At 60.9% G+C, this 14,224-nt stretch carries 13 protein-coding genes; 10 read left to right on the top strand and 3 right to left on the bottom strand.

All coding sequences use genetic code 11. The features are described 5' to 3' along the window. Window positions 1–68: 68 nt before the first annotated feature. The 10 genes from EOI86_RS23990 (at window position 69) to EOI86_RS23945 (ending at window position 11,765) form a co-directional block, all read left to right on the top strand. On the top strand, window positions 69–2,966 hold the full coding sequence (locus tag EOI86_RS23990; protein WP_127768206.1) for a monovalent cation/H+ antiporter subunit A: 2,898 nt from the start codon (window positions 69–71) through the stop codon (window positions 2,964–2,966). After that, complete coding sequence (locus EOI86_RS23985; protein WP_127768205.1) at window positions 2,967–3,311, top strand: Na+/H+ antiporter subunit C; 345 nt, start codon at window positions 2,967–2,969, stop codon at window positions 3,309–3,311. It abuts the gene before it with no gap. Next, the gene (locus tag EOI86_RS23980) at window positions 3,308–4,849 is read left to right on the top strand and encodes a monovalent cation/H+ antiporter subunit D (RefSeq protein WP_127768204.1); all 1,542 of its coding nucleotides are present in this window, start codon (window positions 3,308–3,310) and stop codon (window positions 4,847–4,849) included. Before EOI86_RS23985 ends, EOI86_RS23980 begins: the two co-directional genes overlap by 4 nt. A gap of 31 nt (window positions 4,850–4,880) precedes the next feature. Beyond that, a complete protein-coding gene (locus EOI86_RS23975; protein ID WP_127768203.1) occupies window positions 4,881–5,372 on the top strand; it encodes a Na+/H+ antiporter subunit E in 492 nt (163 codons plus the stop codon). Then, window positions 5,369–5,638 (top strand): K+/H+ antiporter subunit F, encoded by a 270-nt coding sequence (locus tag EOI86_RS23970; RefSeq protein WP_127768202.1) that lies wholly within the window; start codon window positions 5,369–5,371, stop codon window positions 5,636–5,638. The genes EOI86_RS23975 and EOI86_RS23970 overlap by 4 nt, the downstream gene beginning before the upstream one ends. 9 nt (window positions 5,639–5,647) lie before the next feature. Beyond that, window positions 5,648–6,037 carry a Na+/H+ antiporter subunit G gene (locus EOI86_RS23965; RefSeq protein ID WP_127768201.1) on the top strand — a complete coding sequence of 130 codons (390 nt, stop codon included), beginning with the start codon at window positions 5,648–5,650 and terminating at the stop codon, window positions 6,035–6,037. A 127-nt stretch (window positions 6,038–6,164) separates the two neighbouring features. Continuing rightward, window positions 6,165–7,514 (top strand): hypothetical protein, encoded by a 1,350-nt coding sequence (locus tag EOI86_RS23960; RefSeq protein ID WP_127768200.1) that lies wholly within the window; start codon window positions 6,165–6,167, stop codon window positions 7,512–7,514. Between the two features lie 137 nt (window positions 7,515–7,651). Beyond that, window positions 7,652–9,106, top strand: coding sequence for an FAD-binding oxidoreductase (locus EOI86_RS23955; protein WP_127768199.1), 1,455 nt, complete (start codon window positions 7,652–7,654; stop codon window positions 9,104–9,106). 71 nt (window positions 9,107–9,177) lie between these two features. Then, window positions 9,178–10,971, top strand: a complete 1,794-nt coding sequence (locus tag EOI86_RS23950; RefSeq protein WP_127768198.1) for an acyl-CoA dehydrogenase C-terminal domain-containing protein — start codon at window positions 9,178–9,180, stop codon at window positions 10,969–10,971. A 17-nt stretch (window positions 10,972–10,988) separates the two neighbouring features. Continuing rightward, window positions 10,989–11,765 carry a VWA domain-containing protein gene (locus EOI86_RS23945; RefSeq protein WP_127768197.1) on the top strand — a complete coding sequence of 259 codons (777 nt, stop codon included), beginning with the start codon at window positions 10,989–10,991 and terminating at the stop codon, window positions 11,763–11,765. 291 nt (window positions 11,766–12,056) lie between these two features. Here the strand turns inward: EOI86_RS23945 and EOI86_RS23940 are convergent, their stop codons facing one another. The 3 genes from EOI86_RS23940 to folP form a co-directional block, all read right to left on the bottom strand. Next, window positions 12,057–12,389 carry a helix-turn-helix domain-containing protein gene (locus tag EOI86_RS23940; protein WP_127768196.1) on the bottom strand — a complete coding sequence of 111 codons (333 nt, stop codon included), beginning with the start codon at window positions 12,387–12,389 and terminating at the stop codon, window positions 12,057–12,059. A 313-nt stretch (window positions 12,390–12,702) separates the two neighbouring features. Then, on the bottom strand, window positions 12,703–13,209 hold the full coding sequence (gene folK / locus EOI86_RS23935) for a 2-amino-4-hydroxy-6-hydroxymethyldihydropteridine diphosphokinase (RefSeq protein ID WP_127768195.1): 507 nt from the start codon (window positions 13,207–13,209) through the stop codon (window positions 12,703–12,705). Window positions 13,210–13,216: 7 nt separating this feature from the next. Further along, on the bottom strand, window positions 13,217–14,125 hold the full coding sequence (gene folP, locus EOI86_RS23930) for a dihydropteroate synthase (protein WP_127768194.1): 909 nt from the start codon (window positions 14,123–14,125) through the stop codon (window positions 13,217–13,219). Between the last annotated feature and the right edge of the window lie 99 nt (window positions 14,126–14,224).

Below are 14,224 nucleotides of genomic sequence, written 5' to 3'. Positions count from 1 at the left end.
CAGGGACTATCGAAGAAACGGTGCGCCGACCGTCGGTGGGCGTGGGAGAGCAGGGGGACATTCGCTAAATGGAGTCGATCGGCACTTTTCTGCCCCTGATCGCAATGATGCCTTTTGTCGGTGCGTTGTTTCCGGGCCTGATGATCCAGGCAGGCCGCAACGTTTGCGCCATGACCGCGGCGGTACCGACCATACTGGCCATAATCATGCTGACGATTTGCGCGCCCGCCGTGCTCGATGGTGAGGTGCTGCAGTTCAGTTTGCCCTGGCTACCGTCGCTTGGGTTGAACGTAAATTTCTTCCTGGACGGCTTGGGGCTACTGTTTGCCGGGCTGATATTGGGCATCGGCATTCTGATCATTCTCTATGCGCGATTCTACCTGTCGCGGCAGGATCCGATGGGCCAGTTCTACACCTATCTCCTGCTTTTCCAGGGGGCGATGGTCGGGATTGTCCTGTCGGACAACATCCTGCTGCTGTTGATCTTCTGGGAATTGACCTCGTTATCCTCGTTTCTTTTGATCGGATATTGGAAGCATCTTCCGGAAGGACGCCAGGGCGCGCGGATGGCGCTGACGGTGACCGGCATGGGCGGGCTGGCGATGATCGCTGGCATGCTGATCCTGGGCAATATCGTCGGCAGCTACGACCTCACCGTCATTCTGGAGAACAAGGACGCGATCCAGGCCTCGCCGCTCTACCTGCCGGCTCTGCTGTTGATCCTGGTCGGCTGTTTCGCGAAATCAGCGCAGTTCCCGTTCCATTTCTGGCTGCCCCACGCCATGGCGGCGCCCACGCCGGTTTCGGCCTATCTCCATTCCGCGACAATGGTGAAAGCGGGTCTGTTCCTGATGGCGCGGATGTGGCCGGTTCTGGCGGGCACGCCGGAATGGTTCTACATCGTCGCGACGACGGGTCTAATCACCATGGTCCTGGGCGCGGTGATCGCGTTGTTCAAGGATGACCTGAAGGCGCTGCTGGCGTTTTCCACCGTCAGTCACCTGGGCCTGATCACCATGCTGCTGGGCTTCGGCACGCCGCTTGCCGCGGTGGCGGCGGTGTTCCACATCATCAACCACGCGACCTTCAAGGCCGCCTTGTTCATGACCGCCGGTATTGTCGATCACGAGGCGCATACCCGCGACATCAAGCGTTTGGGCGGGCTGCGTCACCTGATGCCGATCACCTTCCTGATCGCGATGCTTGCGGCACTGTCGATGGCGGGCATTCCGCTGCTGAACGGGTTCCTGTCGAAGGAAATGATGCTTGAGGAAGCTGCCCATACCGTTTGGGCGGGATCGCCTTGGCTGGTCCCTGCCCTGGCGACATTGGGGGCACTGTTCTCGGTCGCTTATTCCTTCCGCTATATCGTCCACGTCTTCCTGGGCGACGTCCGCCAGGACTATCCGTCAAAACCGCACGATCCCGATTTCGGCATGTGGGCGGCGCCGGGCTTCCTGGTCCTGCTGGTCGTCTTGATCGGAGTCCTTCCCGCTGTCGCCGAACCCCTGGTGCGGACAACCGCCGGCGCGGTGGTCGGCGGTGAACTACCCTACTTCTCGCTGAAGATATGGCACGGTTTGACCCCGGCGCTGTTCATGTCGGCTATCGCGGTCGCGGGCGGCGCCTTGGTCTTGTCGATCCATTCGGTTCTGGCGCCCCGCTGGGATGCCGCCCCCCGACCCGAGGCTAAGCAGATCTTCGATGCCATCGCGCGCACGGCGACGGTGTTCAGCCGCTGGTTGACGGACATGTTGCACAACGGGTCCCTGTCGCGCTTCGCTGCGATTTTCGCCGTCGCGGTGATTGCGGCCGGGTTGTTCGCCTGGACGGGCGGAGAAGCCGGCCCGCCCGTGCGCGAACCGCTCGAAATCGCGGCGGTTCCCGCGATTGCCTGGGCGCTGCTTGTCCTTTGCTCGCTCGGCATGCTCGTCTTCCATCGCAATCGGCTGTTGGTACTGATCCTGATGGGCGTGGTCGGTTTGATCGTCTCGCTCGCTTTCATCTACTTCTCGGCCCCCGACTTGGCCCTGACACAGATTTCGGTCGAGGTCGTGACGATCATCCTGCTGCTGCTGGCGCTGAACTTCCTGCCCAAGGTCAGTCCAAAGGAAAGTTCGCCCGGGCGCCGGTTGCGGGACGGGGTCGTCGCGGGCGCCGGCGGCCTGGCGGTTGCGGGGCTGACCTATGCCATTCTGCTGGGTGATTTCGCACAAGAGTCGATATCGGCCTTCCATCTGGAGAACTCGTATTCCGGGGGCGGCGGCACGAACGTGGTCAACGTCATCCTGGTCGACTTCCGTGGCTACGATACATTTGGCGAGATCATCGTGCTGGGGATCGCGGCCCTGGTCATCTACGCCTTGTCCCAATCGGTTTTGGGCGGCGCGGGCGGACGGTGGCTGGCGAGCGGCGAGCTGGATTCGAAGAAGGCCGGCGACCGCCACCCCTTGATGATGGTCATCGCCTCACGCGTGATGATGCCGATCGCCTTGATGGCCGGTGTCTACATTTTCCTGCGCGGTCATAACGAGCCGGGCGGCGGCTTCATCGCCGGCCTTGTCGTCGCCATCGCGCTGGTGATGCAATACATGGCCAGCGGCTTCGCCTGGGCGGTTGCGCGTCAGCGGGTGCCCTATCACACGACGATTGCCCTTGGCGTCATGGCCGCCTGCTTCACAGGCGTGGGGGCCTGGTTTGCGGGTCGGCCGTTCCTGACCAGCGATTTCGGCTATGTCACGATCCCGCCGCTGGAAAAATTCGAACTGGCAACCGCGATGGCCTTCGATATCGGCGTCTTCCTATGCGTCATCGGGGCCGTGATGTTGGCGCTGGACAGCCTGTCCAGCATGGCGCGGCGCGCGGGTGAGACCGTGAACCAGCTGCCGATGGATATCGATCCGGCGCGGAGATCGGTTGCCAATGCAACAGACAAGATGGCCGTTGCTGCCGGAAAGGAGGCGTAGATGGAATTCCTCGTGGCCAGCGCCATCGGTGTTTTGACGGCGGTCGGCCTATACCTTGTGCTGCGCTTTCGAAGTTTCCCGGTGATTTTGGGGATCTCGATGCTGTCCTACGCGGTCAATGTCTTCCTGTTCGCAACAGGCAGGCTGGCGGTCGACATGCCGCCGGTTCTGAGCGAAGGCGTCACCGCCTATACCGATCCGCTGCCGCAGGCGCTGGTTTTGACCGCGATCGTGATTTCCTTTGGGATGACGGCGGTGGTCGTGCTGTTGGCGCTGGGCGCTTATCTGTCGGCGCGGACCGACGCGGTCGATATCGGTCTCGATGACCAAGAGGCTGACACATGAACCATTGGATTATCGCGCCGGTCGTCCTACCGGCCCTGATGGCAGCCGTTATCGTGCTCGCCATGCGTCATCACCAAGGCTTGCAGCGGATTTTCTCGCTCGGCGCCTGCTTTGCGCTGGTCGCCATCGCCATCGGCCTGTTTGTGGAATCCGCCTCGGGCCGGATCGGTGTCTACGAATTGGGCAATTGGCCAGCACCCTTCGGGATCGTGCTGGTGCTGGACCGGTTGTCAGCGTTGATGGTGCTGATCACCTCGGTCCTGGCCTTGGTCGTTGTTTTGTATGCCATCGGATCCGACTGGGATGCGCGCGGACATCATTTCCACGCCCTGTTCCAGTTCCAGTTGATGGGTATTTGCGGCGCGTTCCTCACCGGCGACGCCTTCAATCTGTTCGTTTTCTTCGAAGTGCTTCTGATTGCCTCCTATGGATTGATGATCCATGGCGGCGGCGGGCGGCGGTTCCGCGCCGGTCTGCAATACGTGCTGTACAACCTGCTCGGTTCCACCTTGTTCCTGTTCGCGCTGGGCACGCTCTATGCGGTGACCGGAACGCTCAACATGGCCGACCTCGCGGTCCGCGTGGCGGAACTGCCGGCGAACGACACCGCCCTTCTGCGGGTCGGTGCGATGCTGCTGTTGCTTGTCTTCGCCATCAAGGCAGCCCTGTTGCCGCTGCATTTCTGGCTTCCCGAAACCTATGCCGAGGCCCCTGCCCCGGTCGCCGCCCTGTTCGCGATCATGACCAAGGTCGGTGCCTATGCGATCCTGCGCATGTACACGCTTGTGTTCGGCCCGGATGCCGCCGTCACAGGGGAACTCACGGGCCCATGGTTCCTTGCCGCTGCGTTGGTCACTTTGGGCGTCGGCATGATCGGCGTGCTCGGCGCAAGCAAGCTGGGGCGTCTGGCGGCGTTTTCCGCCATCGGGTCGATGGGAACGCTATTGATCGCCATCTCGGTCTTCACGCCGGAAACGACGCAGGCAGCGCTCTACTATATGATCCATTCGACCATCGCGGGCGCGATGATGTTTCTGGTGGTCGACCTGGTGCGTGAGCGCCGCGGTGCGGTCGGCGATGCCCTGGTGCCCGCGCCTGCGATGGCGCAACATGGGCTGCTCGCCGCCCTGTTCTTCGGCGCGGCAATCGCCAGCGCCGGGATGCCGCCGCTATCCGGCTTCATCGGCAAGTTGTTGATCCTTGATGCGGTGCGCGGCAGCGAGCATGTTTGGCTGATCTGGTCGGTTATTCTGGCGACGACGCTGGTCGCCGTATTGGGGTTCGCACAAGCGGGCAGCAAAGTCTTCTGGAAAACGACAAACCCGGAAGAGCCGTCTGCGGCGGCTGGCGAGGATGATCCCGCGCCGACGCCGGCGGTCACGATGCCGCGTTTGCCTTTGGTCGCAACGGGCGCCCTGTTGGCCGCTTCGGTCCTGCTGAGTGTTTTCGCCGGGCCGGTCAATGGCTTCCTGAGCGCAACGGCCGACCAGCTCTATAATTCGGAGATCTATGTCTCCGGCGTTCTTGGCGCACGATGAGAAGGGGCGCACGATGAAAAGGGGCGCGACGATGTTCCGCAAAATCCTGCCGCATCCCTGGCTGACGCTGCTGCTGGTCGTGGTATGGCAGATGATGATGAATTCAATCAGCCTGGGGAATCTGGTTCTGGGGCTGATCCTGGGACTTGCGATCCCGATCATCACCGCCCCTTATTGGCCGAACCGCCCGCGCCTCGCCAACCTGCCGATGATCATCGAGTATACGCTGATCGTGCTTTGGGACATCGTCGTCGCCAATGTGGTCGTCGCGATGACCGTGATGTTCAAGCGTAACAGAGATATGAAACCTGCCTGGGTCGCGATCCCGCTGGATATCCGAACGCCGGAAGCGATCACCGTGCTGGCCGGGACAATCACCATGACGCCCGGTACCGTTTCCAGCGATGTCTCCGCCTGCGGCCGCAGCCTGCTCGTTCACTGTCTCGACGCGCCGGACCCGAATGCCGTGCGGGATGAAATCAAGGAACGGTACGAACGCCGCCTGAAGGAGATTTTCGAATGATCCATTATGCGTTGATCTTCGCCTTCGCCTGTTTCGGGCTGGCGCTGTTGATGAACCTTTACCGCATCATCGAGGCACCCGGTGTGGGCGACCGGATCCTGGCGCTGGATACAATGGTCGTGAATTCGATCGCCCTGCTGGGCCTGTATGGCATCCTGCGGGGGACGACGGTCTATTTCGAAGCATCAATGCTGCTCGCCATGACCGGTTTCATTTCCACCGTGGCCTATACCCGCTTCCTGCTGCGCGGCGACATTATCGAATAGAGAGATCCCATGGAACTGCTCGCGGAAATTCTCATCACGGCTTCCCTGGTAATCAGCGGGATCTTTGGCTTTGTAGGGTCTTATGGGCTGCTCAAGCTACCCGATCCCATGACCCGTCTGCATGCGCCCACCAAGGCGACGACCCTGGGCGTCGGCGGCGTGCTGATCGCCTCGATGCTGTATTTTATTGTCCTTGGCGACGGATTGTCGTTTCACGAGTTATTGATCACGCTGTTCCTGTTTCTGACCGCGCCGATAACGGCGAATTTCATCGCCAAGACGCAGCTTCATCGCAACGTGCCGATGGACGATCTGCCGAAAACCGGCACGGGGCGCCCGTGGGCCACCTATGAAAGCGACGAAGCCCGCGCCGAGGCCGAGGCCAATCGCAACCCATAAGTAAGGTTGCCGCCGGAAGGCGAGAACGGAAAATCTGCACCCAATTTTACCTAATTTTAATGGGATGCCCTTCTATTCGTCCTCAAGTTACATGTGAGAGAATTTAGGGCTTCGGAGTCCCGAAACAGTGCCATTTGAAAACAGCATTTCCCAATTCGCCCAATTGGGGACAAAAAGCAGCCAGTCCGAGGTCGATGCCGCGGTCGCCGAGGTCGTCAGCGCCTTGATCGCCAGCATAGGCGTGACCGATGATATGCGGGCGGCCAGGCGCGACGTCGCCAAGCTGCTCGACCATCTGCATTCCTTGAAGGCATCCCGCCATCCCGGCCGCGTTCAACTGGCGACCGCATTGTCGGAACAGGTCCTTCCGCTGTTGTACGAGCCCAAGGAAGACGAGGCTGAGGTCAAGGACGACTATCGCTATCTGATGGAAGAGAGAGCGGTTGTCGACCGGGCGACCGAGGTAATGGGCGACGTCCTGACCTTCTTGTGCGCCGAGGACAAGAGCCATCCGCGCCATGGCGGTGAGGTCCGCCAGGACGGCATCCCGCCCCTGTTCCTGTTCTCGCCGGATTTCCAAGAGGGCTTCCGTCGGCTGTTGGGGGTGTTGTTCCGTAGTTTCATGCGCAACAAACACAGCGAGACGTCAGTCTACAAACAAGTCCGCGAGATCCTGTCCGGCAAGGTCGACGGCAAGGTTTCGCGGTATGACAGACAGATCGGGGGCCTTGTCAGAACCGCCTTGGACCGGGCGCAGGAACATCACGACAAGGCCAAGGCGGCGGAAGACAGCGAATCCGAAGACATTCCGACCGAATGGGAAGCTGTCCGCGATGCGTTCAAGGTCGCCCAACTGCATGCCCGGGACGCCGGCTATTTCCTGCCCTATACCCTGACCTTCGAAAACCTGGCGCAGATCTACACACTCGACAGGAAATTGATCCTCCAGGGTGTTAACGAACTGGGCAATGCGGTGCTTCAAGGGGAAAACGCGAACTACGTGCTGCGGCAGATCGAGCGCCTGAACCAGACGCATGACATCATTCATTTCGACGTCGCCGTGCTGAGCGCCTTTCACTTCGGCACGGAAAAACAACGGCTCAGTTACAAACAGATGCACGACACCTGCCTGGGCGCGGCTAAAACGCGGGAGGGCATGATCGACATGCGGCCCCTGCTGGTCGCGGAACTGGCCCGCCGTCCGCACCAACTGGCCCGCCGCCTGGTGGCGCTGGCGGAGGATCCAAGCGTCAAGCCGAAAGAGTACGAAGCGATCATCGACCTCTTCACGCGCTGGCTTTCCAGCCTGAATGCGCGCCGTTTCGAGGATGAGATATCCGGCTGCGCCGCCCATTTCCGCGGCAACAAGATGCTGAAACCGCTTGCGAAATGGATAATTGCTTCCCGGTGCAATTTGGACCTGAGTCCGACGGCCATCTACAATATCTCGGCCATGAGGGCTAAGATTTTCGACTGATACACCGACGCGCGGGCCGATAGGCCAATTCGTCGCGCTGCGGCGAAGCTGTGTTCACGCGGCACCACCTCGCCAAATCGGGATCGGCAGTCTAAATTAGAGTCAAAATAAACATCCCGGAAACTTTGGAAGAAACGATGGCGCCCGATGGAAATGGTGGCCGCGCCCAAAAGAGCGTGGCTGACGAGGTACTGAACAAACTGAAAGACATTCTGGGACCCAAAGGTTGGTCGCAGGACGCGGATACACTGGCGCCCTTGCTGGTGGACACGCGCGGTTATTATCACGGCGCCTGCGCCCTGCTGGCGCGGCCGGAAACGACCGAACAGGTCGCCGCGATCATGAAGGTCTGCCACGAGGCCGGTGTCCCCGTCGTCCCGCAGGGCGGCAATACCAGCCGCGTCGGGTCCGCCACCCCGGACGAAAGCGGCGGCACCATTCTGCTCTCACTTGCCCGCATGAACACGGTACGGGAAGTGGACCCCGTCGACTATACGATGACGGTGGAAGCGGGCTGCGTGCTGAAGGACCTGCAGGACGCGGCGGAGGCAAAAGACCGTCTTTTCCCGCTGAGCCTCGGGGCCGAAGGATCCTGCATGATCGGCGGGAATATCGCGTCCAATGCCGGCGGCATCAACGTGCTGCGATACGGCAATACCCGCGACCTGGTCTTGGGATTGGAAGTCGTTCTGCCGAACGGGGAAATCTGGAACGGTCTGCGCCGGTTGCGGAAGGACAATACCGGTTATGACCTGAAGCAGTGGTTCATCGGATCGGAAGGAACGCTGGGCATCGTCACCGCCGCAGTGTTGAAGCTGTTCCCGCTGCCCAAGGAACGGGCGACCGCCTTATGCGCGATCCGCGACCTGGACGCCTGTCTGGACCTGTTGGCCCGGGCCCGCGCGGCCAGTGGTGACGCGTTGAGCAGTTTCGAACTGTTGGCCGGCATCACGCTGGATTTTGCCTATCAGCATGTGGACTCCGCCAAACGGGCCATGGAAGGCAGCTATGACTGGAACGTCCTGTTCGAGTTTTCCGGCCTTGAACCCGGGCACCGGATGAACGACGCCCTGGAAACCATGCTGGAAAAAGCGTTCGAAGACGGTGTCGTCATCGATGCGGTGATCGCGCAGTCCGAACAGCAACGGGCCGATATCTGGTTCCTTCGCGAAGCCGTGGTCGAAGCCCAGGCGGCCGAAGGCGCGTCGATCAAACACGACGTTTCGGTCCCGGTCAGCAAAGTGCCTGAATTCATCAACCGGTCGAACGAAGCCCTGCACGATTTCATGGAGGGCATTCGCCCCTACCCCTTCGGTCATGTCGGGGACGGCAACATCCACTACAACGTCACCCAACCGGCGGGTATGGACGCGGACGCCTACATGGCCGCCGCGCCTGAGATCCATGACATCGTTCACGGCATCACCGCGGACCTGAACGGTTCGATCAGCGCCGAACACGGTATCGGCCAGTTGAAGCGCGAGGAACTGAAACGCTACAAGACAAAGCTGGAGTTGGACCTGATGCGGCAGTTGAAGTCGATGCTGGATCCACAAGGCTTGATGAACCCCGGCAAGGTGCTAGACATCTGAGCCGAAAATAGCCTGCCGGCGCCGAACGCGCCGGCCATTTGCCCAACGACAATGCCAGGGAGCCGCCTTTCATGATCCCCTATTCCGCTCCGACCCGGGACATGCAATTTCTGTTCAACGAAATGGGACTGCTGGGCCAATTGCAGTCGCTGCCCGGTTGCGAGGACGCAACATCGGACCTCGTCTCCCAGATCCTAGAGGAAGCGAACAAGCTGGCCAGCGGCGTGCTGGCGCCGCTGAACTATTCCGGCGACAAGCAGGGCGCAAAGGTTGAGAACGGCGTCGTACGCACGGCCGACGGATGGAAGGAAGCCTATCGGCATTATGTCGACGGCGGCTGGAATTCTGTGCCCTTTTCCCCGGACTACGGCGGGCAAGGCCTGCCCTGGGCGATCACGACGGCGGTGCAGGAGATGTTCCAGTCGGCCAATATGGCCTGGGCCCTGTGTCCGCTTCTGAACCAGGGGGCGGTGGAAGCGATCACGGCCCATGGCAGCGACGCGTTGAAGGACATCTATCTGGAAAAGATGATCTCGGGCGAATGGACCGGGACCATGAACCTGACGGAACCGCAGGCCGGATCGGATCTGAGCCAGGTAAAGACAAAGGCGGAACGTGACGGGGACGCCTACCGCATTCGCGGTCAGAAGATCTACATCACTTATGGCGAGCACGACATGACGGACAATATCGTCCATCTGGTGTTGGCGCGCTTGCCGGATGCGCCGGAAGGCACACGCGGCATATCGCTTTTCCTTGTGCCGAAATTCCTTGTTAACGAAGACGGTTCGTTGGGCGCGCGCAACGATCTGCGCTGCGTATCGCTTGAACACAAGCTGGGTATCGGCGCCAGCCCGACCTGCGTCATGGCCTATGGCGACAACGAAGGGGCGATCGGCTATCTGATCGGCACGGAAAACCGCGGCCTGGAATGCATGTTCACCATGATGAACAACGCCCGCCTCGCGGTCGGCATGCAAGGCCTGGCAATTGCCGAACGCGCCTTCCAGCAAGCCCGTGATTTCGCCAAGGAACGCAAGCAGGGCAAAAGCGCCGTATCGGGCGGCGCCCCGGCGCCGATCATCCAACACGCGGATGTCCGCCGGATGCTGTTGACCATGCGGGTGCATACCGAAGCGATGCGGGCGTTGATTTTGGAAACGATGACGACGCTGGATATCTCCCACCGCCACCCTGAAGAGAGTTGGCGGAAATGGGCGGGCAAACGTGTCGACCTGCTGACCCCGGTCATCAAGGCATGGTGCACCGATACGGGTGTGGAGATGGCCTCGATCGGCGTTCAGGTTCATGGCGGCATGGGGTTCATCGAAGAAACCGGCGCCGCCCAGCATTATCGCGATGCGCGCATCCTGCCGATCTATGAAGGAACGAACGGCATCCAGGCGGCGGATTTGATCGGCCGCAAGATCCTCCGCGACGGTGGCGAGGCGGTGCATGAATATATCGACGAATTGCATTCGCTGGTGAACGGACTTGGCCATGTCGAAGACGACGCCATCACCGTCATCCGCCGGAACCTGGCCGCCGCGGTCGATGTTTTGGAACAGGCAACCGAATGGCTGTTGGCCGAAGGCGGGGAAAATCCCGACGCCGCGCATGCCAGCTCCGCCACCTATCTGCGCCTTTTCGGCCAAACGGCCGGCGGGGCGATGATGGCGCGCATTGCGAAGACCGCTGTCGAGAAACGTGCAGACGCGTCCAATGGCGACGGCACCTATTACGACACCAAGCTATTGCTGGCTCGTTTCTATGCTGAGAATGTCCTGCCGTTGACCGCCGGACTGCTTGCGCCCATCACGGGTGGGCATGCTACGGTCATGGCCTTGGACGAGGAGTTGTTCTAGCACTCCGAAGGAGGTTCATGCGCCCGCGTCATCTGGTTCCGCTGTTTGCCCTTTTTCTGCTGTTTGCGGCGACGGACACATATGCGCAAGGCGCGTCGAGCGTCGAAGACCCGGGGAAAGTAGCATGCGGCAGCGTCGACTTGGTCATCCTGATCGATACGACCTATAGCCTCGCCGCTGCGATCGGGGAGATGAAGCGGGAATCCGACACGATCGTCAGCCAATTGGAAGCGGTTTCAGAAGGCAAGTACCGGCTTGGGCTGATTGCCTTCGATGACCGCATCCGGGTCTTGGAGGACCTGAACGACATCCCCTCACCCGCGGCAAAAGCCAACTCGATGCGGCGGAGCATCCGCAGCTTGCGCGCCGAGGGCGGCGAAGGCGGCCCGGAAGCGTCCGACGAGGCGATGAACACGGCCATCAACAGCCTGGTGGCCGGGACCCGGCCCCAGGAAGGCGATTTCACCGGCGAATGGAAGGCCCATAGCCGGATTCTTGTGCTGATCACCGACAGCCGTCCGGGCGGATTCGACGACGAATTCGTGACCGGTGTCGACGACCGGCGCGCACTCTCTTATGTCGCGCAGGCCCTGGCAAAGGATATCCACATCTCCGCCATCCAAGTGCCGACCGGCGGGTTCAGCGACCTCCCCGACGAGGAGGTCGCCGCCCTGATGCGAAGCTATGCCGCCGCGACCGGCGGGCTTTACGCGTCCACCCGATGGGCGGGTGCCGGAACCGCCGAAGCGGTCCTGTCCATCATCAAGGCTTGCGGCTCCAATCTCTTGTCCTAACCGTGTGAACGGGAAAACTCCCTTTTCCCACATTCTCTGCCAAAACGACCCCTGCACCCGCCCCCCCCCTGCACCTGCCCCCTTGCGCCTGCGCGAGGCCGCCAAGTCTTCCGGCAAATGGCCCAGGAAGAGCGGCAAAAAGGGCGGCGATCGCTTTTGCCCCCTTGAATGCCGTTTACACGCAAACGAAACCCCACATTCATAGAACGTGGGGTTTCGCGGGAGGGGTCCCGAATAACCGGTGCCTGTCAGCCGAGAATGCGACGTACAGGTCCGGGTGTAATCTTGTTTTTAGGCGGCGACGCTCAAACGTTGTTCTTCCGCACCGAACAGAGCGTCATAGGCCTTGCGGTCGTAATGGCGCAGGCAGGTTGCCGCGAAGTCGCTGACGACGACACCAAGATGCTTGGCGTAGTCCTGATACATTGAGGAAGGAACCGGACGCAGGCCCGCTTCGACCTCAAGCAACCACACGACGGACGGCGCGCCGACCTGTTCGGCAAGTTCACGGGCCGTGATCTCAGAACGATCCCGCAAGGACCGGAGCCACACGCCACCCGCTGCCCAAGGCGCCAAAGTCGTCGGCGCTAAAGTCGTCGTATTCATTCCATATTGTTTTGTCATTTCAGCCTCCAAAAAATCTGGCGAGGTCCCACTCGTTAGCAGGGTCACCATCCGCGCCCTCCGGATTGCCTCTTGCCCGGATCGGCTCCAAATTTTCCATATATGTTGCGATGCAAAAAATATGCTGCGTCGCTATATGCTTGGCCAATGCTTTCCCTGCATAGCGGCTATGCGTCGAACCGCCAACGGTGGGCTCTTCCGGCCCTGACCTTACGATCCTACCTTATTTTAGAAATTGTTAATATAAATTTAACGGCGCAAGCGGCCAAAGCAACCCCCGCGCGTCTAAAGTGAAAAACTCTCAGTCAACCGCCTAATCCAAGCGTCGCAAAGGCGGCTCGCCCGGATCGGCGGTCAGCGCTGCCATCAGGGCTGCTATGGTGTCCCCGGTTTCCGGATCGATGAAATCAGGCGCCAAGTCCGCCAAGGGCTGCAGCACGAACATCCGTTCGCCACGGCGCGGATGGGGAACGATCAAATCCCCCGTCTCAATGCGGCCCCCCCCGAAATAGACGATATCCAGGTCGATGACCCGTGGCCCGTTCCTGTAGGTCACGCGCCTTCCGATCTCCGACTCGACGGATTTCAGCAACGCCAAAAGCTGCTCTGCCGTCAACGAAGTACGGCCTTTCAGGCAGGTGTTCACGAATCGCGGCTGGTCCTCGACATACATCGGCGCGGATTCATAAAGCGGCGCCACGGCCACCACCTCGAACCCCTCCGACTGCGCGAGCAAGGCAACCGCGTCCCGGATATGGCCGGCACGGTCACCCAGGTTCGACCCAAGCGCGACAAAGATGGGCTCCACCAGTTTCGTCATCGGTTCTTTACGCCTCTTGGCCGCTGCTCAGGATCGCTTCGGTCATCCTTACCACCTCGGTCATCGCGCGGACATCGTGCACCCGAACGATATCGGCCCCTTGCGCGACCCCGACGGAAACGCTGGCCGCCGTGCCCATAAGGCGTCCCCCCGGTTCCACATCCAGCACCTTGCCGATGAAGCTCTTGCGGCTCGGCCCCAACAGCACCGGGTATCCCAGTTTCCGGATCGCGCCCAGGTCACGGATCAAGGTCAGATTCTGATCAAGCGTTTTGCCGAATCCGACCCCTGGATCGAGAATGATCAGGTCGCGCGGCACCCCAGCATCCTCGGCGGTTTTCGCCATCGCCTGCATCTCGTGGAGAATGTCCTGCATGAAGTCGCCATAGAGCGGCGCATCGTAACTTCCGCCGAGCTTTGCATCCTGGGTCGCGACACCCCATCGGGCCTTGTTATGCATCAAAACAACGGGCACGCCGCTCTCGGCCATCAAGGGCAGCATGTCCTCATCCGCCCGCCCGGCCCAGACGTCATTGATGATATGCGCGCCACCGTCGAGAGCGGCCCGCGCGACTGCGGCCTTGTAGGTGTCGACGGAAATCAACGTCGCGGGAAACCGCTTTGCGATGGCCTCCACTACCGGCACGACACGGTCCAACTCCTCATCGGCTGGAACGGGGGCGGCACCCGGACGGGTACTTTCGCCGCCGATATCCAGAATCTCTGCCCCGTGCTCAATGAAATCGGCGGCTTGTGCAACGGCACGATCAACCAATCCCCGATCGCTCGACGCCTGCGCCGACCCCGCCAATCCGTCGCTGGAAAACGAGTCCGGCGTGACATTCACGATCCCCATGACCGCACAGCGGTTCATCCATGGCGTGGCGGGCAACTCTCTGTGCTTGGTCTCCGGCATCGCAATCCTGTCCTTGAGGTTGTGTCTTGGGGATCAGGCGATGCCTACCCTTTGCACGGACCCGGTGACAAGGTCGGATTTCCTTTCAGGTTTCTTGTT

This window comes from Hwanghaeella grinnelliae (genome assembly GCF_004005845.1).
Taxonomy (GTDB): domain Bacteria; phylum Pseudomonadota; class Alphaproteobacteria; order UBA8366; family Aestuariispiraceae; genus Hwanghaeella; species Hwanghaeella grinnelliae.
The sequence above is the reverse complement of the archived record's forward strand: the minus strand, read 5'-3'. Positions and strand labels throughout refer to the sequence as shown.